Below are 18,705 nucleotides of genomic sequence, written 5' to 3' on the forward strand. Positions count from 1 at the left end.
CAAGGATACCGACATGACTTTCGCACTGCTCTCGTCCCGCCTTCGCCACGCCTGGCTGCGCGTCTTCGTGGCCCTGGCCTGCCTGCTTGGCGCCCTACCGGCCAAGGCCGACTGCACGGTGACCGGCGCCTGCATCACCGCCGGCCCGCGCCTGGCCAGCGTCGACACGGGCAAGAGCGCCCTGCTCGGCCCGCTGCTGGGCGGCATGCTCGGCACCGGTACCTCGCTGAGTGCGGTCGACTGGAACGCGCTGGCCAGCGGCAACCTGAACCTGCTGAACTTCCTGAACGTGCTCAAGACAGATATCGGCGTATCGACCCCGGCGCAAGCATTGAGCGCCAACGTCTCGCTGGTGCAGATCGTTAACGCGCTGGCAGTCGAGGCGCAGGCCGAGGCCAAGCCGCAACTGGCCGGTGCGTTGTCCAGCCTGGCCTCGCAGCTCAATGGCGTGGGCGGCACCGTGCGCCTGGGCGACCTGGTCAAGGTCACGGCCGACACCGGTTCGCTCGGCACCAGCACGGTCAACGCGCTCGACATGTTCACCGGACTGGTCCAGCTGTACAACCGTCGCAACGTGCTGACCACGCCGCAGCCGGTCGGGATTTCGGGTGGCCTCCTGGGCGCGACCGGCGTGGTCAACAACCTGCAACTGTATGCGCAGGTGATCGAGCCGCCGGCGTACGTGTGCGGGCCGACGGGGTCGACCTTTCATTCGGCCGCGATCCGCCTCAAGCTCAAGATGGACCTGGTATCGCTGACCCCGGCCACCGATTCGCTGATCGGGGTGGGACTGCTGCAAAGCGCGTCGGTTGGCATTGGCAAGCTGGACGTGTATGTGGAAGTCGCGCGCGGCCAGGGCAGCCTCTCGGCCGTGAGTGCTGCGACCAAGGCCGTCACGCTGCAGGTGGCGCCGGGCGTGTCCGACATCTTCATCGGCAAGATCGACGACAGCGTGTTCTTCAACCGCAGCCGTGCGATCCTCGACTCGGACGTCGACTTCGGCACGATCGGGTCGCTGCAGGCCTCAGCGCTGGGGCTGGTGCCGGTGAATATCGCACTCGACATCAAGAGCATCGTGCGTGGCCAGGCGCCGTTCTCGACGAGCGTGACGATGACGGGCACGTTCCCGCAGACGCGCACCGTGAGTTCGAGCACGACCTTCATCACGAATGCAGCCAACAGCCTGGTGACGAATCTGCAGATCCGCAGCATGCCGGCTCTGGGGCTGTTGCAGGGGGCGGTCGAACCACTCGTCAAGACGCTGGTCAAGAACGTGGTCAGCCCGCTGATCGCGCCGGTGCTCAGGGGCGTGGCTGATCCGCTGCTCAAGCTGCTGGGGATCGGCCTGGGCGAAATCGTCGTCACGGTCGAAGGCATCTGCCAGACCTGCGACGACTTCAAGCTGACCAAGGCAGTCGACAAGGCCAATGCAACGCCGGGCAGCACGATCCTGTATACGATCACGTTCGAGAATAGCGGGACCACCACGCTGACCCAATTGAAGATCGAAGACACCACGCCGGCCTTCACGACCTATGCCGACAGCAGCTGCGGTACGCTGCCCTCTGGCCTGGCCTGCGCAGTCGCCGCCAAACCCGATGTGGGCGCCAATGGCAAGATCGAGTGGGGCATCACCGGTACGTTGGCACCAGGGGCCAGTGGCACCGTCACCGTGACGGTAAAAGTACAATAATGCGCCGCTGTTCATGACCGCAAGTTACAATACAGAAACGAGTTATCACGTTTCACTATCGTAATTTGTGATAATTTGATAGATTGTTGACTTGCCTATGCGTATTGTTACGCATCCAGGTGGCTTGATCCGTCTGTTCCGACGCGCTGTCACCCTGACGACACGCGACGGGGTGGGTCGTCGGCCCCCGGTCGGGAGGCTTTTAACTACCAGCACAATTCTATCTCATGATATCGCACAGCAGTTCAGCGCCCGCGCCGACCGACCCCGCTTCCGCAGAAGTCTGCTCGACCAAGGAGGCCGCGAGCCTGCTTGGCGTCTCGCACCGGACCGTGCAGCTCTGGGTCGAAAGCGGTGTGCTGCAAGCCTGGAAAACCGCCGGCGGCCACCGCCGTATCCTGCTTACCTCGGTACACCGCCTGGTCGCGCAGCGCAATCACGCAGTCACCGGCGGCCAGCCAGCGCCGGCGCCCCCTGCCAGGTCGATGCCGGCCGGCCGGCGCATCGTGATGGCCGACGACGACGCGACCCTGCTGCGCCTGTACGAGCTGGAAATGTCGGGCTGGGGCCTCGACGCCCAGCTGATCAAGGCGCGCGACGGCTTCGATGCGCTGATCCGGATCGGCGAAGCGCGGCCCGACCTCCTGATCAGCGACCTGAATATGCCGGGCATGGATGGTTTCCGCATGGTACGTACACTGCGCGCTGACCCGCGCTATGGCAATATGGCAATCATCGTCATCAGCGGCCTCGACCCTGCAACCATCAAGTCGATGGGGCTGCCCGATGACATTCCGGTATTTGCCAAACCGGTGCGCTTCCCTGAACTGCGCGCCCGGATCGAACGCATTTTCAGTGACATCGACGCGGCGGCTGCGCCCGACTGACAGGATCGACATCATGCATTCCGAGCCGGACCGACACCCCTTTGTTGCCCCGACTTTGCCTGCCACGCAATCCATTCCCCAGTCCGACCAGGCCCGCGTCAGCGCACTGCACGAACTCGCCCTGCTCGACACCCCGCCCGAAGAACGGTTCGACCGCATCACGCGCCTGGCCTGCCGTTTGCTGGGCGTGCCCATTTCACTGATCGCGCTGGTCGACACCGACCGCCAGTGGTTCAAGTCGCGCGTGGGCATCGATCTGCACGAAACCACGCGCGTGACCTCGTTCTGCACGCACACGATCGAGCACGAGAACGGCCTAATTATCGACGACGCGCGTCTCGATCCCCGCTTTGCCCATAACCCGTTCGTGACCGGTGCGCCGGACGTGCGCTTCTATGCCGGCATTCCGCTGGCTGCGCCGGACGGCAGCCGGGTCGGCGCGCTGTGCGTGATCGACCGCGAGGTACGCCATTTCGATGACGACCAGATGGCCACGCTGCGCGACCTGGCCGCCATCGCCGGCGACGAATTGCGTGCGCGGCCAGCTGGTCGCCCCGCGCCCGAAGGCTGGGAAAAAGCACTGGTGGGCCACCTGCCCGACGGCATCCTGATGCTCAATGCACAAGGCAATATCGTGGCCGCGAACCCGGCGGCCGAAAGGCTGTTCGGCGCATCCGGCCCGCTGCTGGCCGGCCGGCCGCTGCGTGAATTGATGGATGAAGACCTGCTGCGGATGCGCCGCACGGGCCAGTTGCGCGAAGGCGCGCGCTACGAGGCGCTCGCGCGGCGCCTGGACGGCAGCCGCTTCCCGGTCGAGTTTTCGTATTGCCGCATGATGTGGGCGGCGCGGCCGAAGTTCGCCGTGACGGTGCGGGACATTTCGCAGCGGCGCGCCGCCGAAGAACGCAACCGGGCCACTGACGAACGGCGCCGGCGCCACTTCGCCACGGCGACCCACGAACTGCGTACGCCAATGTCGAGCGTGCTGGGCTTTTCCGAATTGCTGCTCAAGCGCGAATTCGATCCCGCCGTCAGCCGTGAACTTGTGGAAATCATCCACCGTGAATCCGGCCGCCTGGTCGGCCTGGTCAACCAGATGCTCGACCTGGCCCGGATTGAAGCGGGCGGACGGGACGACCTGAAGATCGACGCTGTTCCCGTGGGCGATCTGGTCAGCAGGACGCTGGCGTCCCTCGAAGGTCTCGGCCAGGCGCACCGCGTCAGCACCGACATCGCGCCCGGGCTGCCGCCACTGGCGGCCGACGCCCAGAAGATGCAGCAGGCGCTGACCAATATCGTCAGCAACAGCATCAAGTATTCCGCTCCCGGCACGCCGATTTCGCTGCGCGCCGCGCCCGAACGGTGGGGCGACCGGCCGATGGTGGCGATTCGGGTGCGCGACCGCGGCATCGGCATGACACCCCAGCAGCAGGCCCAGGTCTTCGACGCTTTTTATCGCGTCGACAGCGATTCGGCGGCGCCAGGCAGTGGCCTGGGGCTGACGATCCTCAAGGAAATCGTCGATCTGCACGGCGGGCGCATCGCGCTCGAATCCGAGGCCGGCGTCGGCACTGAAGTCACCCTCTATCTGCCGGTGGCGAATGCCGATGACGGTCCGGCATCGGCCCGTCGCTGAGGCGAGTGTTGCAAGTGCCCGTCAGTGCCGACGAGACCTTGCGGTTTGCCTTGACAGTCCAATCTGAACCGGTAAAATCAGCAAAATATGAAAATTGCCGACCGTCAAGATATTGCTGAGCCCGCCTGTGACCGGTCGGCCTTTTGCGCCACCCGGCAAGCGGCCGAGCGGATCGGCGTTTCGCCGCGCACGGTGCAGATGTGGGTCGAGAATGGCGCGCTGCAGGCATGGAAAACGGCGGGCGGCCATCGCCGCATCACCAATGCCTCGGTCGAGCGCCTGCTCGACGGGCGTCGCGCCGTGCTTGCCGCGCCGCCCGTCTTGGCGAGCAGCGCCCGCCCGATCCTGCCGCTGGCCCCCGCGCGCACGGTGCTGATCGTCGACGACGACGCGACGCTGCTGCGCCTGTACGAACTGGAAATCGGAACCTGGGGCATGGATCTCGCCGTGCGCAAGGCGAGCAACGGCTTCGAGGCGATGATGTGCATCGGCCAGGCGCGCCCCGATGTCCTGGTGAGCGACCTGCACATGCCGGGCATGGACGGCTTCGGCATGATCCGCAGCCTGCGCGACAATCCGGCCACCGCGTCGATGCCGATGGTGGTCATCAGCGGCATGGACAAGCCGACCGTGCTGGCCATGGGTCTGCCGGACGATGTACCTTACCTGACCAAGCCGGCGCCGCTCGCGGCCCTGCGCGCCGCAGTGACATCGGCGCTGCCACCGGCTCCCTGAGACCGATCCCGCAGGACCCGATCATGAACGAGACGCCACCGAACCAGTACCCCGCACCCACTTCAGCCCCCCTGCCGCCGGATGAATCCCGGCGCCACGAGGTGCTGCTCGACCTGAACCTGCTCGACACGCCGCCGCAAGCGTCGTTCGACCGCATCACGCGCATGGCCACGCACCTGTTCAAGGTGCCGATCGCGCTCGTGAGCCTGGTCGACACCGACCGCCAGTGGTTCAAGTCGCGCATCGGCGTGGCGCTGACCGAGACGCCGCGCTCGGTGTCATTTTGCGCGCACGCCATCCTGCAGGACGACGTGATGGTCGTGCGCGATGCGCGCGCCGACGCGCGCTTTGCCGACAATCCGCTGGTACGCGGCGAGACAGCGGCGCGCTTTTACGCCGGCTCACCGATCGATGTCGGGGACGGCATACGGATTGGGACGCTGTGCATCATCGACAGCGTACCGCGCGAGTTTTCCGACACCGACCGCGCGATGCTGCGTGACCTGGCGGGCATGGTGGCGGGTGAAATCGCCACCATTGAACTGCGCGCCGCGTGCGAGCGTGAGCGCAGCAGCGCACGCTCACTGCGCACGCTGCTCGAGCACCTGCCCGACGCCGTGCTGTTGCTGGACGCGGGAGGCCGGATCCTGTCATGCAATCCGGCTGCCGAGCAGTTGTTCGGCGCGCCCAATACCGACCTGGCGGGCCGCTCGTCGGCCACGCTGATCGGCATGGCGCCGCAGGTGGTCTCGCGCCACGAGGGCAATGCCCGCCGCGTCGATGGCAGCAGCTTTGCGGCCGAAATCTCGATTGCCGAAATGACGCTCGACGGGCATGCGCACCTGGTAGCGACCGTGCGCGACATGGACGGGCTGCGTGCGGAACGCGAACGGGTGCGCGCCGCCAACCAGCGGCGTCACGATTACTTTCGCACCGCCAGCCACGAACTGCGCACGCCGATGGCCAGCATCCTCGGGTTTTCGGAGCTGCTCCTCAAGCGCGAGTTCGACCCGGCCACCGGGCGCGAGCTGATCGACATCATCCACCGCCAGGCCACGCGCCTGATCGGCCTGGTGAACCAGATGCTCGACCTGGCGCGCATCGATGCAGGCGGCGCGGCCCAGTTGCAACCGACCTTGCTCGACCTGGCCGACATGATGGCCAAGATCCAGGGCGCGCTGACCAACGACGCGCACGCCGCACGGATCGCGCTGGCCGTGGCGCCCGACCTGCCGCACGTGACGGCCGACGCCGTGCGCGTGCAGCAGGCACTGGGTAATATCGTCAGCAATGCGCTGGCCTACTCGGCGCCGGACAGCATCGTCGATGTCAGCATCTCGCAGCAGGAACGCGCCGGGCAGGCAGGCGCCGCGGTGCGGGTGCGCGACCAGGGCGTGGGCATGACGCCGGAGCAGCGCAAACAGGTGTATGACGCCTTCTGGCGCGCCAACGCCCTGCCCGACGTGCCTGGCAACGGCCTGGGCATGACCATCGTGCGCGAGATCGTGACGGCGCATGGCGGCGTGATCGAGATCGTGTCGGCGCCGGGTGATGGGACTGAAGTTGCGTTGTGGCTGCCGGCGCGTGCTGGTGTTGGGGATGCAGCAGCAGTCTGATGCACCGGATTCTGGTGGGCCAGGCCAGGCCAGGCCGGCCTGCGATGGCTGACTGGCCTCAGTCTGCGTGCAGTGCGCGGTCGGCTGTCGCCAGGTCTTTGCGGCGCCTCGCCCATATCCATGCGCAGATACCGAATACCCCAGCCGTGAAACCGGCGCCACCAGCGATTGCAACGGTCAGTGGTTTAAGGGGAATGTCTTCTCCCAGCAGCGCGTGAAGCGTGAAATATATCGCAATAGATAGCGCAGCCAGGATAATTCCCATTGTGCTCGTCCGCCTTCCCAGGTGACGCCACCGCGGTGTGCATCGCGCCCAGATGACTCCCGCTGCTACCAACGGACTGATGACAGCGCAAAGCATGAATAGCAGAACGAATAAAACGGAAAAAGGCACGTCAGTGTCTCCTGATTGCTGATTCAAGCGCTGAACGTCCCATCTTGCCTGGTCCGGCTGTGCGCCGCTACACGTTTTTCATGAGCCCCTTTAATTTTGCCTCGTCAAAAGGCAGCTTGCAAAATTTATATAAGCGCTTATACAAATAAGTGTATGATCAAATCCATGAAACAAGGACTCGGCACCAAGTTGCGCCATCTTATCGAGCTGCTCGACGGCGCAGTGGCTGCTTCCTATACGGAGGCCGGCCTGAGTTACCGCCCGCGCTATACCCCCGTCATGCGCGCACTGGCGGTACGTGAGCCGCGCACTATTGGCGACATTGCCGCAAGTGCTGGCATCACGCAGCCGGCGGCAACGCAGACCGTTGCATTGATGCTGAAGGAAGAACTGGTCATCCGCATGTCATCCGAAGATGGACGGCAAAAGCTGATCGGGTTGTCGGAGCAAGGGCGCGCGCTGCTGCCGCAACTGCAGTCCTGCTGGGCGGCGACGACTGCGGCCGCTGCGACGCTGGATGCAGATCTGGCATACCCGCTGTCGGAAGTATTGGCGCAAGCAATTGCTGCGCTGGAAGCACGACCGTTCGGCGCACGGATCCATGCCGCGCGCGAGCGAACCAACCACGAGGAGCCGTCATGAGTACCCAGCAATATGCCGTACCATCCGCACTTCCGCTGCGCACACGCATCCTGCGATATCCTTTGATCCTGGCGATCGTGGGCATCCTGGCGACAATCGCGCCGATGTTTGTCACGCTGGGGCTTACCGAAATCGTGCCGAAACCGCTGCGCCTCGGCTGGCCCATGCTGCTGTCGGCTGCTGTCGCGGTAGCTGGCTATCGCTGGTTTGTCATGCGCCTGGAGCGCCGCCCGGTCACTGAGCTGGCTCTGGCTGGTGCGGGACGTGAACTATGGCGCGGACTCGGCATCGGCGTGCTGCTCGTCGTGGCGACGTATTCGGTGTTGCTGGCCAGTGGCGCCTTCATCATCACTGGCGCAGTAGCGCCGGGTGTGCTGCTGAAGCCTTTTCCTGAACAAGTCATGGTGGCCATCTTCGAGGAAATCGTGTTCCGCGCCATTGTCTTCGGCATGCTACAAAAATTCTGGGGCACGAAAATTGCGTTGGGCGTGTCGACCGTGATTTTTGTTGTCGCCCACATGCCGAACGAAGGTTTCAACGTGCTGGGCGCGGCGATGACGGCGGTGGCATCGTTTGCCCTCTCCGGCGCCTATCTGCTCTCTGGCCGTCTGTGGCTGCCGATCGGCCTGCATTTCGCATGGAATTTCTTGTGTGATGCCGTGTTCGCAGTCTCTGTCTCCGGCCACCCCGCTCGCGGCTGGCTTCAGGTATCCACAAGCGGTCCAGCATGGCTGTCCGGCGGGGATTACGGCGTTGAAGGTTCCATCGTCACCGGCATCACCTGGTCCATGGCTGCCATCGCGCTGCTCGCGATCGCATACCGACGTGGGCACTGGCGCTGAGGCTGGCGGCGCCAACATTAACGATATTTAACGAATTAGCCACCCCCGTTTAAGCCTGCGCCGGGCATAGTCGAAGGTAGGGAACAATACGCTCTCCACCTTGCAAACGGATCCGACACCCATGCCCTCGATGACCCTTCCGCGCCGCCCGGCGCTGGCGACCGCCATAACGGCCGCCGCGCTGCTTTCCGCCTGCGGTAAAGACCCCAAGCCTGCCCCGCCTGCGGTGCCCGAAGTCGCCATACTGACCATGGCCACCACGAACGTCGCGCTGAACATCGCCCTGCCCGGCCGCACGGCGCCGTTCCTGCTGGCCGAGGTCCGGGCGCGGGTCGACGGGATCGTGCAGGAGCGCCGCTTCACCGAGGGCGCCGACGTGCGTAAGGGCGAGCCGCTGTACCTGATCGATCCGGCGCCGTATCGCGCCGCCGTCAAGAGCGCCGAAGCCGAGCTGCAACGGGCGCAGGCGACGCTGGCCAGCAATGTGTCGCAACTGAACCGCAACCGCGTGCTGGTGAAAGAAAATGCGGTGAGCAAGCAGGAATTCGAAACCGCCGAAGCAGCGCAGCTCGAAGCGGCGGCCGATGTCGCCGCCGCCAAGGCGGCCCTCGACGTGGCCCGCATCAACCTTGGCTACACCACCGTGACCGCGCCGATCGCGGGCCGCAGCAGTGTGTCGGCCGTGACCCAGGGCGCGTATGTGCAAGGCAGCGCCGCCACCCTGATGACGACGATCCAGCAGATCGACCCGATGTACGTCGACCTGCAGCAATCGAGCAGCGAAGGTCTGGCGCTGCGGCGCGAGATCGCCGCCGGTCGCGTGCGCATGGAAGGTACCGATGCGGCCAAGGTCAGCCTGCAACTGGAAGACGGCAGCACCTACAGCCGCAGCGGCACGCTCGCGTTTTCGGGCGTGACGGTTGACCAGGCCACGGGCTCGGTCACGCTGCGCGCGCGCTTCCCGAACCCCGACAAGCTGCTGTTGCCTGGCATGTTCGTGCGCGCGAGCGTCAGCCAGGGCGTGCGCCAGGGGGTCATGCGCGTGCCCGCGACTGCCGTGACACGCACGCCGCAGGGCACGGCCACCGTGATGGTCGTCGGCCAGGACAACAAGGTCGCACTGCGCACCGTGCGCACCGGCGCGCTGGTCGATGGTTTCTGGCTGGTCGATGACGGCCTGAAGGCCGGCGAACGCGTGATCGTCAGCGGCGTGCAGAAGCTGCGGCCCGGCACCGTGGTCAAGGTCGCCGCAGCGCCGGCAGCGGCGCCAGAAGCCGCGGCGCCTGCCGCAGCCACTACAGCGCGTCAGGAATAATCCAAGATGCCAAAGTACTTCATCAACCGTCCGATCTTCGCGATCGTCATCTCGCTGCTGATCATGCTGGTCGGCGGCATCGCGCTGCTCAAGATGCCGATCGAGCAGTATCCGCCCGTCTCGCCGCCATCGGTGCAGATCCAGGCGACGTTCCCCGGCGCGTCGGCCGAGACCATGCAGAACACCGTGATCCAGGTGATCGAGCAGCAGATGACGGCGATCGACAACCTGCTGTACATGCAGTCGACCAGCGATGACACGGGCCAGTCGACGACGTCGCTGACGTTCGCCGCCGGCACCGATCCCGACATCGCCCAGGTCCAGGTGCAGAACAAGCTGCAGGCGGCCGTCCCGCGCCTGCCGAGCGAGGTCCAGCAATCTGGCCTGCGCGTGACCAAGTCGACGTCCGACTTCCTGATGGTGGCGGCGTTCGTTTCCGACGACGACAGCATGACCAAGTTCGACATCGCCAACTACGTCGCCTCGAACATCCAGGACCCGCTCTCGCGCATGCCGGGCGTGGGCAGCATGAACCTGTTCGGCACCCAGTACGCGATGCGTATCTGGCTCGACCCGGTCAAACTGACGAGTTTTGCACTCACGCCGCTCGACGTGACGGACGCGATCCGCGCGCAGAACGTCCAGATCTCGGGCGGCCAGCTGGGTGGCACACCGGCGGTCCAGGGCCAGACCCTGAGCGCCACGATCAACCAGGCGACGATGCTGCGCACGCCCGAGGAATTCAAGCGCATCCTGGTCAAGGTCCAGCCGGATGGCTCGTCCGTGCGCATCGGCGACGTTGCACGCGTGGCGCTGGGCCCCGAAAACTACAACGTCGATGTGCGCTACAACGGCAAGTCGGCATCGGGCCTGGGCATCCAGCTCGCGCCGAACGCCAATGCGCTCGATACCGCAGAAGCCGTGCGTGCGCGTTTGAAAGAGCTGGGCGAATTCTTCCCGCCCGGCCTGCGCACCGTGTATCCGAACGACGTCACGCCCTTCATCGAAACGTCGATCAAGGGCGTGACCCACACGCTGATCGAGGGCATCGTGCTGGTGTTCCTGGTGATGTACCTGTTCCTGCAAAACTTCCGCGCCACCCTGATCCCGTCGATCACGGTGCCGGTGGTGTTGCTGGGCACGTTCGGCATCATGTCCGCGCTGGGCTTTACGATCAATACGCTGTCGATGTTCGGCCTCGTGCTGTCCATTGGCCTGCTGGTCGACGATGCGATCGTGGTGGTGGAAAACGTCGAGCGCGTGATGCACGAAGACGGCTTGCCGCCGAAAGAAGCGACGATCAAGGCCATGGGCCAGATCACCAGCGCGCTGATCGGCGTGGCCCTCGTGCTGTCGGCCGTGTTCGTGCCGGTGGCCTTCTCGAGCGGCACGGTGGGCGCGATCTACCGCGAATTCTCGCTGACGGTCGTGGCCTCGATGCTGCTGTCGGCATTCATCGCGCTGACGCTCACGCCGGCGCTGTGCGCCACGATGCTCAAGCCGGTCGACCCGGAACACCATGAAAAGAAGGGTTTCTTCGGCTGGTTCAACCGCTCGTTCGATGCAACCCGCGACCGCTACCTGGGTGGCGTGACGCGCATCCTGGGCCGGCGCGCGCTGTGGATGGTCGTGTACCTGGTGCTGATCGGCGCCGTCATTGCCCTCTTCCTGCGCCTGCCGGGCGGCTTCCTGCCGAAGGAAGACCAGGGCTACATGTTCGTCCAGGTGCAGACGCCGGCCGGCAGTACCCAGGAAACGACGGGCCGCGTGCTGGAAGAAATCAGCCAGTACCTGCTGAAAGAAGAATCGGCAGTGGTCGAAGCCACCTTCATGACCAATGGCGCGAGCCAGCCGCAGCGCGGCCAGAATCAGGGCCGTCTGTTCGTGCGCCTGAAGACCTGGGACGAGCGCAAGGACGAAGCGCTGGGTGTGTCGGCGCTGGCCAACCGCATCGCAGCGCGCTACGCCAACTACCAGGGCGCGACCATCAACACGGTCGAACCGCCCTCGATCCGCGGCCTGGGATCGGCCAACGGCTTCTCGCTGCAGCTGCAGGATCGCGGTGGTTTGGGGCACGATGCGCTGGCCAAGGCACGCGACCAGTTGCTCGAACTGGCGCGCAAGGAACCGAACCTGCAGCGCGTGCGCTTTACGGGCCAGGCCGACAACGCCACCTACAAGATCGACATCGACCGCGAAAAGGCCGCCGCGCTGGGCGTGAACCTGACCGAAGTCGACCAGACCTTCTCGACGGCCTGGGGCTCGCGCTACATCAACAACTTCCTCGACACGGACAACCGCATCAAGCGCGTGTACGTGCAGGCCGATGCCCAGTTCCGCATGAACCCGGACGACATCAAGCTGCTCTATGCGCGCAATAGCGCCGGCGAGATGGTGCCGTTTTCGAGCTTCGCCAGTGCGCGCTGGGCCTGGGGTTCGCCAGCGATGGCGCGCTACAACGGCATCGAGTCTGCTGAAATCCTCGGTCAGCCGGCGCCGGGCTTCAGTTCCGGCGAGGCGATGGCGATCATGGAGCGCCTGGTGGGCGAACTCCCGGACGGCATCGGCTTCGAGTGGAGCGGCATCTCGCTGCAGGAATCGCAGGCCGGCTCGCAGGCGCCGCTCTTGTACGCGCTGTCGATCCTGGTCGTGTTCCTGTGCCTGGCCGCACTGTATGAAAGCTGGGCGATCCCGATCTCGGTCATCATGGTGGTGCCGGTCGGTATCCTCGGCGCCCTGAGCGCAGCGACGGCCTTTGGCATGGAGAACGACGTGTTCTTCCAGGTGGGCCTCTTGACCACCATCGGCCTGTCGGCCAAGAATGCGATCCTGATCGTCGAATTCGCACGTGAACTGCAGATGCAGGGGATGGGCATTGTCGAAGCGGCGCTCGAATCGGCCAAGGTGCGGCTGCGCCCGATCATCATGACGTCGATGGCGTTCATCCTGGGCGTGCTGCCGCTGGCGTTGTCGAGCGGCGCCGGTTCGGGCAGCCAGAATGCGCTGGGCATCGGCGTCATCGGCGGCATGCTGACGGCGACGTTCCTGGCCACGTTCCTGATTCCGCTGTTCTACGTGATCGTCGCGTCGCGGGCCAAGACACCGACGCATATCGATGACACGCCGGCCGACGGCGAGGCGGCCGCGGAAACGTCTGAACCGCAGCCGCAAGCGCATTGAGGTCGCCGTGAAACTGCTCCTCATCGAAGACAACGAACGCGTCGCGCGCTTCGTCACCAAAGGCCTCAGTGAAGCCGGGCACACGGTCGACCATGCGGACAATGGCCGCGACGGCATGGTCTACGCCATCACCGAGCCGTATGACGCCATCGTCATGGACCGCATGCTGCCCGGTGGGATCGACGGCCTGGCGCTCATCGAAACACTGCGCCAGCAAGGTAACCGGGTGCCGATCCTGATCCTCAGCGCCCTCGATGGCGTGGACGACCGCATCCGCGGCCTGCGCGCCGGCGGCGACGACTATCTGACCAAGCCGTTCGCGTTCGGCGAACTGCTTGCGCGCCTGGACGCGCTGCTGCGCCGCTCGCAAAGCCAGGCCGTCGAAACCGTCATGACGCTGGGCGACCTGAGTGTCGACATGCTGGCGCACCGCGTCACCCGCGCCGGCAAGACCCTGGCGCTGCAGCCGCGCGAATTCAAGTTGCTGGCCTATCTGCTGCGTCATGCGAACCAGGTCGTCACGCGCACGATGCTGCTCGAGAACGTGTGGGACTACCACTTCGACCCGCAGACCAATGTCATCGATGTCCACATCAGCAAGCTGCGGCAAAAAATCGACGCCGGCTTTCCTTCGGCCCTTCTGCGCACGGTGCGCAATGCTGGCTACATGCTGACCGACCAGCCTTGAGCGAAGCGCATACGATGCTCAGGCTCCCCAGTTTCTCCGCCCGCACGATCGCCATCGGTTATGGCCTCGTGACGCTGCTGGTGCTGGCGATGTTCGCCGGGCCGCTGTGGTACGCGTGGCACACCAATATCGGCGAGGTGCGCAGCCAGCTGCTCAAATCCGACGCGCAGCACCTGAGCAACCTGTTCATCCGCCAGGGCCCGCCCGCGCTGGCCGCTGCGATCGACAGCCAGGTCCACGGCGTAAACGACGGCGTGCGCAAGATCATGCTGTTCGTCGCGCCCGATGGCACCAAGCTGGCAGGTAACCTGCAGGCTTGGCCCGAAGGCGTGCCGGATCGCGATGGCTTGTGCCGGGTGACGATCGTGGTCGACGACGTGCCGCGCAACGTGGAGCTGGTGCGCGTGACGCTGGAAGACGGCTACCGGCTGCTCGTGGCCAGTAACCTGAATCGCTTCCAGAAGCTCGAGCGCCTGTTTGGATATGGCTTGCTGGGATGCGCGATCACGGTGCTGCTCAGCGCCGCGCTGGGCGGCATCATGATCCGTCGCGCGCTGCTGGGCCGCATGCAGGGCATCAGCGACACCACCGCTTCGATCATCGAGGGCAAGCTGTCGCACCGCCTGGTCGAACCGGGCGATGGCGACGAGCTGCAGCAACTGACGCGCACCGTGAACCGCATGCTCGACCAGATCGAGCATCTGGTGACCGGCGTGCAGGATGTCTCGAACGCGATCGCGCACGACCTGCGCACGCCGCTGTCCGAGCTGCGCGCGCGGCTCGAGGAGTTGTCGGTGGCGCGGCCTGCGCCGGACGAAACCTTCGTCGAGATCGACGCGGCGATCGATGACGTCGACCGTGTGATGGGCATCTTTAATGCGTTGCTGCGGCTGGCAGAAATTGACAGCGGCAGCCGGCGCGCCGGTTTTGTCGATGTCGACCTGGCGGCACTGGGCGCCGAAGTGACCGAGTTCTACGCGCCGGTCGCCGAACTGAAGGACATCGCGCTGGGCTTTGACGGCCCGGACGACCTGCACGTGGTGGGCGACCCCGTGCTGCTGGCGCAGGCGCTGGGCAATATGGTCGACAATGCGCTCAAGTACGCGCCGGTGCGCGGCGCGATCGCGATCTCCGCGCAGCGCATCGATGCCGACACCGTGCAGATCGTCGTGGCCGACAATGGCCCCGGCATCCCTGTGCACGAACGCACGCGCGTCATCGAGCGCTTCTACCGGGTGGACGCGAGCCGCGGCACACCCGGCGTGGGGCTGGGCCTGAGCGTGGTCTCGGCGGTGGCGCGCCTGCATGGCGGCACGCTGACACTGGAGGACAACCATCCCGGTCTGCGCGCCACGCTGCGTATCGGCGCCATGACGGCGTCGGCGTAGGCGTCAGCATCGGATTGCGCTTCGGCTCAGGTTCCCGGCACCTGCCCTGCCGGCTACATTTGCGCTACAGTGTGGCCTTTATTGGCGCCCCACTCTGTCGGGCCACATTCACGGGAGAGCCTCATGCCTGAACCAGTTCCACCCAACGGCGACCTGACAAGGCGCGCCGACGACCACTTCCTGCGCCACCTCGGCATCGGCTTCGAGGCGCTGGCAGCGCCGGTGGATCCCGCCAATCCGACAGGCCTGCCGGCACGCGCAACGAGTGTCTACCGCGCCATTATCGAAGCGCGCCAGGGCGATGAAGATATCCAGCCGCGCGGGGTCTGGCAGCGGCAACCAAAGCGCTCGGATTGGCCGCACGTCAGCAACCTGGCCGCTGGTGCCTTGCGCACCCAGGGCAAGGACCTGCAACTGGCGGCGTGGCTGTGCGAGTCCCAGGTCCACGAAAATGGCCTCGGCGCGCTGGCTCCCTGCCTGCTGCTGGCGCACACGCTGTGCGAGCGTTACCCGACCGCCCTGCATCCGCAACGGGAAACCGACGACACCGAAGCCCGCGCGAACATCCTGCGCTGGCTGGACCAGAAGCTGGCCCCGACGCTGCGCCAGTCACCGCTATTCACAACGGAAGACGGCTGCGCCACGACGTGGGCCGACTGCGAACAAACCGCACAAGAGCGTGATGTCGATGCCACGACCCGCAGTACGCTGGCAGCCATGCCACCAGCAATCCTGACCGAGCGCATCACCGCACTGGAAGACGCGCACGCAACAATCGCCCTGCTCCACGGCACCTTCAACACCCCGCAAACCACCACCGCACCGTGCCTGAGGGCCCTGGCCGACCAGGTACACGCCATCCTCTCAGCACTCCACAACGAACGCGCCGTACGAGTCCCAGCACCAGCGCCAGCGCCAGCGCCAGCGGACGTGCCAACCGAAGCACCGTCAGAACAGACCAAAACACCAGCCACCGCGCCCACTACAAACACAACCGAGCCCCACCAATTCCGCGACCGCGCCGACGCCTACGCCTGCCTGGCCGCCGCCGCCACCTACCTCGCCCACCTCGAGCCACACAGTCCCACGCCCTACCTGATCAAGCGCGCCGTCGAATGGGGCAATATGAACACCGGCGCCCTCTACCAGGAACTCTTCATCCGCCTGGGCGGCCAACTGAGCATTTTCGACATGGTCGGCACCGACATGCTCCCCACCCCGCAAAAACCCTCCCACCCCAATAACCCCTGATTTAAATTAGGGTCAGAGTCGAATTGTTTGCCAACTTCAATAAATCAATTGTTTATTAATTCGACTCTGACCCCAATTGATCTGCAAGATTAACTGCCGAGCTTAGGGTCGGAGTCGATTTGTTTGACAACTTTGGGTAATTGCCCATTAATTCGACTCTGACCCTAATTGTTCAGAATGATTTTTAAGAGTCTATGAATGCCCTTGTGACATTAAATGCACGAGAGGATTTGCCTAGTACGAGGTAGCGCTACCAACAGCAAAAAATAATGAGGGTCAGAGTCGAATTGTTTGTCAATTTTTATAAATCAATTGAAAAACAATTCGACTCTGACCCTAATTTTTATGCAACGTTTTACGAGCTCATCTGTAGGGGCTCGAATATGGCCGTTTGCTAAAGGCTATTACCCAATAATTCTACTCTGACCCTAATTGTTGGGGTTAGCTGCCGAAGTAGCGGCCGGCGCGGTGCCAGGCCATGACCATGCCGCTCATGGCGACGGCGCTCAGGGCGGACCAGGCGACCTGGTGTGGGGCAACCAGCAGCAGTGCCAGCGCGAGGATGACGCTGTCGATCATGATCTGGGTGCGGCCGGCGTTGATGTTGTACTGCTTTTGCAGCCACAGTGTGACGATGCCCGTGCCGCCGACGCCAGCGCCGTGGCGCGCGAGTGCCAGGATGCCCATGCCGCAGAAGGTACCGCCGCCCAGGGCTGCCACGGCCGGATGCACGCGGTCGATGACCAGCACGAACGGCATGATCTTGAGCAGGCCCATGATCATCGCACTGCCAGCCAGCGACTTGATCGTGAAGCGCGCGCCCATGAAGAAGTAACCAAACAGGAAGAACGGCACGTTGATCATCATGAACAGCGTACCGACCGGCACGCCGGTCGAATACGACGTCAACAAGGCGATGCCGGCGACACCGCCGGTGAGCAGGCCGGCTGCGTGCAGCAGCACGATGCCGATCACGCCGAACAGCACGCCGACGACGATACCGTAGACGTCATCGAGCGTCGAATGCGGCTTGACCTCGATGATCGGTCGCGATGGCTTGCTGGGAGAGCCTGGATACATGACAGACTGACTCACGCGCGCACCATCGCGCATGCAGGACCGGACTGCGATGCGCACGTCAGCGCGAGCGCTATCACCACGCGAGCGGGAAAGTGGCGGCGCGGAGCTGCGCACACGGAATCGGCAAGCGTCGGGCTAGAGTTCATGGTCCTCGGATGATCGGATGGGTAAGAGAAGCTGCAGGCGGCGCAGGTCTGGTCAAAAGACGCAAACACGCAAACACGCAGGTTACGGCGCGCTACAGCCCGCCATTATCGCCCATGTTGCGGCGCAGTGTCGAGCCGCACGAACGCCCCATGTCGCGAATGAGCGAATGGATGGTGCGCTGCACCTTGACGGTGCACGAACACCGCCCATTGCGCCGCTGCGGTGCGCTACGCGCCAGCATCCGGTGCCCGATCCGCCGCCATATCCGCCGCCAGTTCGCGCTCGAGAAATTCAACGCACACCCGCACCTTCGCCGAATTGCTCAGCCGCTGCGGATACACGGCCCACACGTTGGCCTCCTGCGCGTACTCGGGCAGGATCTGCACCAACCGCCCGGACGCCAGCAGCGGGTGCGCATGCCAGCGCGAGCGCAGCACGATCCCGGCGCCGTCCAGCGCCCAGCGCAGCGCGACTTCGCCATGATTGGTCGACAGCGCGCCCGATACCTTCACCGTCTCCTCACAGCCTTTCGCGCGCAGCCGCCAGACGCCGAACGGATGATCGCGCTCCTTGATCACCAGGCACTGGTGGCCCGCCAGATCCTGCAGCGTGCGCGGGGTCCCGTGCTGCGCCAGATACGCGGGCGCCGCGCACAGGATGCGGTGATTGACCATCAGGCGCCGCGCGATCAGCTGCGGCGCGATCTCGTCGCCGATCCGCACATCCAGATCGAACCCTTCGGCCACCGGATCGACCAGCCGGTCGAACACCTCGAACCGGATCTGCAGCGCCGGATAGGCGCGCGCCAGCCGGGCAATGGCCGGTGCGACGACCTGACGGCCGAAGCCGAAGCTGCTGCACACGCGCAGCTGGCCGCTGGGCGCCCGCCGCCGCTCGGCCGATTCCTCGATCAGGTCATCCAGGCTGTCGAGAATCGCCTGCGCCCGTTCAAACGCCTGCGCGCCGTCCTCGGTGATGACGACGCGCCGCGTCGTGCGCTGGAAGAGCCGCACGCCCAGCGCGGCCTCGAGCACCCCGATCCGTTTGCTGACATACGCGGCCGACATGCCCAGCGCCTGCGCCGCGCCCGCAAACGATCCCTGACGCGCCACGGTCACGAACACCCGCAAGTCAGCATTCTCCAACAGATTATTCACGCTCCGTGTTCCTTAACACCACAAGAACCAGCATTATAAACAAGCCGTTTTGGC

The 18,705-nt window shown here is 64.8% G+C and carries 14 protein-coding genes; 12 read left to right on the forward strand and 2 right to left on the reverse strand.

Translation table 11 applies throughout. From position 1 onward, the window contains the following. Positions 1-13 precede the first annotated feature (13 nt). From AC56LW_RS00370 to tssA, 12 genes are all read left to right on the forward strand, one after another. Positions 14-1,693: a hypothetical protein gene (locus AC56LW_RS00370; RefSeq protein ID WP_499630542.1), complete on the forward strand. Its 1,680-nt coding sequence runs from the start codon at positions 14-16 to the stop codon at positions 1,691-1,693. Positions 1,694-1,920: 227 nt separating this feature from the next. Then, on the forward strand, positions 1,921-2,580 hold the full coding sequence (locus AC56LW_RS00375; RefSeq protein WP_332530818.1) for a response regulator: 660 nt from the start codon (positions 1,921-1,923) through the stop codon (positions 2,578-2,580). A gap of 13 nt (positions 2,581-2,593) precedes the next feature. Continuing rightward, the gene (locus AC56LW_RS00380) at positions 2,594-4,216 is read left to right on the forward strand and encodes a sensor histidine kinase (protein ID WP_499630545.1); all 1,623 of its coding nucleotides are present in this window, start codon (positions 2,594-2,596) and stop codon (positions 4,214-4,216) included. Between the two features lie 87 nt (positions 4,217-4,303). After that, on the forward strand, positions 4,304-4,951 hold the full coding sequence (locus tag AC56LW_RS00385) for a response regulator (protein ID WP_499630548.1): 648 nt from the start codon (positions 4,304-4,306) through the stop codon (positions 4,949-4,951). A 23-nt stretch (positions 4,952-4,974) separates the two neighbouring features. Further along, positions 4,975-6,567 (forward strand): sensor histidine kinase, encoded by a 1,593-nt coding sequence (locus AC56LW_RS00390; RefSeq protein WP_499630550.1) that lies wholly within the window; start codon positions 4,975-4,977, stop codon positions 6,565-6,567. 547 nt (positions 6,568-7,114) lie between these two features. Further along, positions 7,115-7,603, forward strand: a complete 489-nt coding sequence (locus AC56LW_RS00395; protein ID WP_332530822.1) for a MarR family winged helix-turn-helix transcriptional regulator — start codon at positions 7,115-7,117, stop codon at positions 7,601-7,603. After that, positions 7,600-8,445, forward strand: a complete 846-nt coding sequence (locus AC56LW_RS00400; protein WP_499630553.1) for a CPBP family intramembrane glutamic endopeptidase — start codon at positions 7,600-7,602, stop codon at positions 8,443-8,445. The genes AC56LW_RS00395 and AC56LW_RS00400 overlap by 4 nt, the downstream gene beginning before the upstream one ends. Before the next feature lie 121 nt (positions 8,446-8,566). Next, positions 8,567-9,760, forward strand: a complete 1,194-nt coding sequence (locus tag AC56LW_RS00405) for an efflux RND transporter periplasmic adaptor subunit (RefSeq protein ID WP_499630556.1) — start codon at positions 8,567-8,569, stop codon at positions 9,758-9,760. 6 nt (positions 9,761-9,766) lie between these two features. Further along, a complete protein-coding gene (locus AC56LW_RS00410; RefSeq protein WP_499630559.1) occupies positions 9,767-12,940 on the forward strand; it encodes an efflux RND transporter permease subunit in 3,174 nt (1,057 codons plus the stop codon). A gap of 7 nt (positions 12,941-12,947) precedes the next feature. Continuing rightward, on the forward strand, positions 12,948-13,628 hold the full coding sequence (locus AC56LW_RS00415; protein ID WP_332530826.1) for a winged helix-turn-helix domain-containing protein: 681 nt from the start codon (positions 12,948-12,950) through the stop codon (positions 13,626-13,628). Continuing rightward, positions 13,625-15,016: a sensor histidine kinase gene (locus AC56LW_RS00420; protein ID WP_499630562.1), complete on the forward strand. Its 1,392-nt coding sequence runs from the start codon at positions 13,625-13,627 to the stop codon at positions 15,014-15,016. The genes AC56LW_RS00415 and AC56LW_RS00420 overlap by 4 nt, the downstream gene beginning before the upstream one ends. Positions 15,017-15,139: 123 nt before the next feature. Beyond that, complete coding sequence (gene tssA / locus AC56LW_RS00425; protein WP_499630565.1) at positions 15,140-16,267, forward strand: type VI secretion system protein TssA; 1,128 nt, start codon at positions 15,140-15,142, stop codon at positions 16,265-16,267. A 441-nt stretch (positions 16,268-16,708) separates the two neighbouring features. On the opposite strand, the gene AC56LW_RS00430 is transcribed toward tssA, so the two are convergent. Continuing rightward, a complete protein-coding gene (locus AC56LW_RS00430) occupies positions 16,709-17,362 on the reverse strand; it encodes a YitT family protein (RefSeq protein WP_499630568.1) in 654 nt (217 codons plus the stop codon). A gap of 359 nt (positions 17,363-17,721) precedes the next feature. Continuing rightward, entirely contained in the window at positions 17,722-18,651 is a 930-nt protein-coding gene (locus tag AC56LW_RS00435) for a LysR substrate-binding domain-containing protein (RefSeq protein ID WP_499630571.1), read from the reverse strand. Positions 18,652-18,705: the final 54 nt, after the last annotated feature.

The sequence above is a fragment of the Telluria sp. LT2P80 genome (assembly GCF_059685955.1).

What these genes read in the sequence shown, in the direction of transcription:
- AC56LW_RS00370 (WP_499630542.1), top strand. Translation starts at nt 14, where the DNA reads ATGACTTTCGCACTGCTCTCGTCCCGCCTTCGCCACGCCTGGCTGCGC.
- AC56LW_RS00400 (WP_499630553.1), top strand. Translation starts at nt 7,600, where the DNA reads ATGAGTACCCAGCAATATGCCGTACCATCCGCACTTCCGCTGCGCACA.
- tssA (WP_499630565.1), top strand. Translation starts at nt 15,140, where the DNA reads ATGCCTGAACCAGTTCCACCCAACGGCGACCTGACAAGGCGCGCCGAC.
- AC56LW_RS00405 (WP_499630556.1), top strand. Translation starts at nt 8,567, where the DNA reads ATGCCCTCGATGACCCTTCCGCGCCGCCCGGCGCTGGCGACCGCCATA.
- AC56LW_RS00395 (WP_332530822.1), top strand. Translation starts at nt 7,115, where the DNA reads ATGATCAAATCCATGAAACAAGGACTCGGCACCAAGTTGCGCCATCTT.
- AC56LW_RS00375 (WP_332530818.1), top strand. Translation starts at nt 1,921, where the DNA reads ATGATATCGCACAGCAGTTCAGCGCCCGCGCCGACCGACCCCGCTTCC.
- AC56LW_RS00380 (WP_499630545.1), top strand. Translation starts at nt 2,594, where the DNA reads ATGCATTCCGAGCCGGACCGACACCCCTTTGTTGCCCCGACTTTGCCT.
- AC56LW_RS00410 (WP_499630559.1), top strand. Translation starts at nt 9,767, where the DNA reads ATGCCAAAGTACTTCATCAACCGTCCGATCTTCGCGATCGTCATCTCG.
- AC56LW_RS00385 (WP_499630548.1), top strand. Translation starts at nt 4,304, where the DNA reads ATGAAAATTGCCGACCGTCAAGATATTGCTGAGCCCGCCTGTGACCGG.
- AC56LW_RS00390 (WP_499630550.1), top strand. Translation starts at nt 4,975, where the DNA reads ATGAACGAGACGCCACCGAACCAGTACCCCGCACCCACTTCAGCCCCC.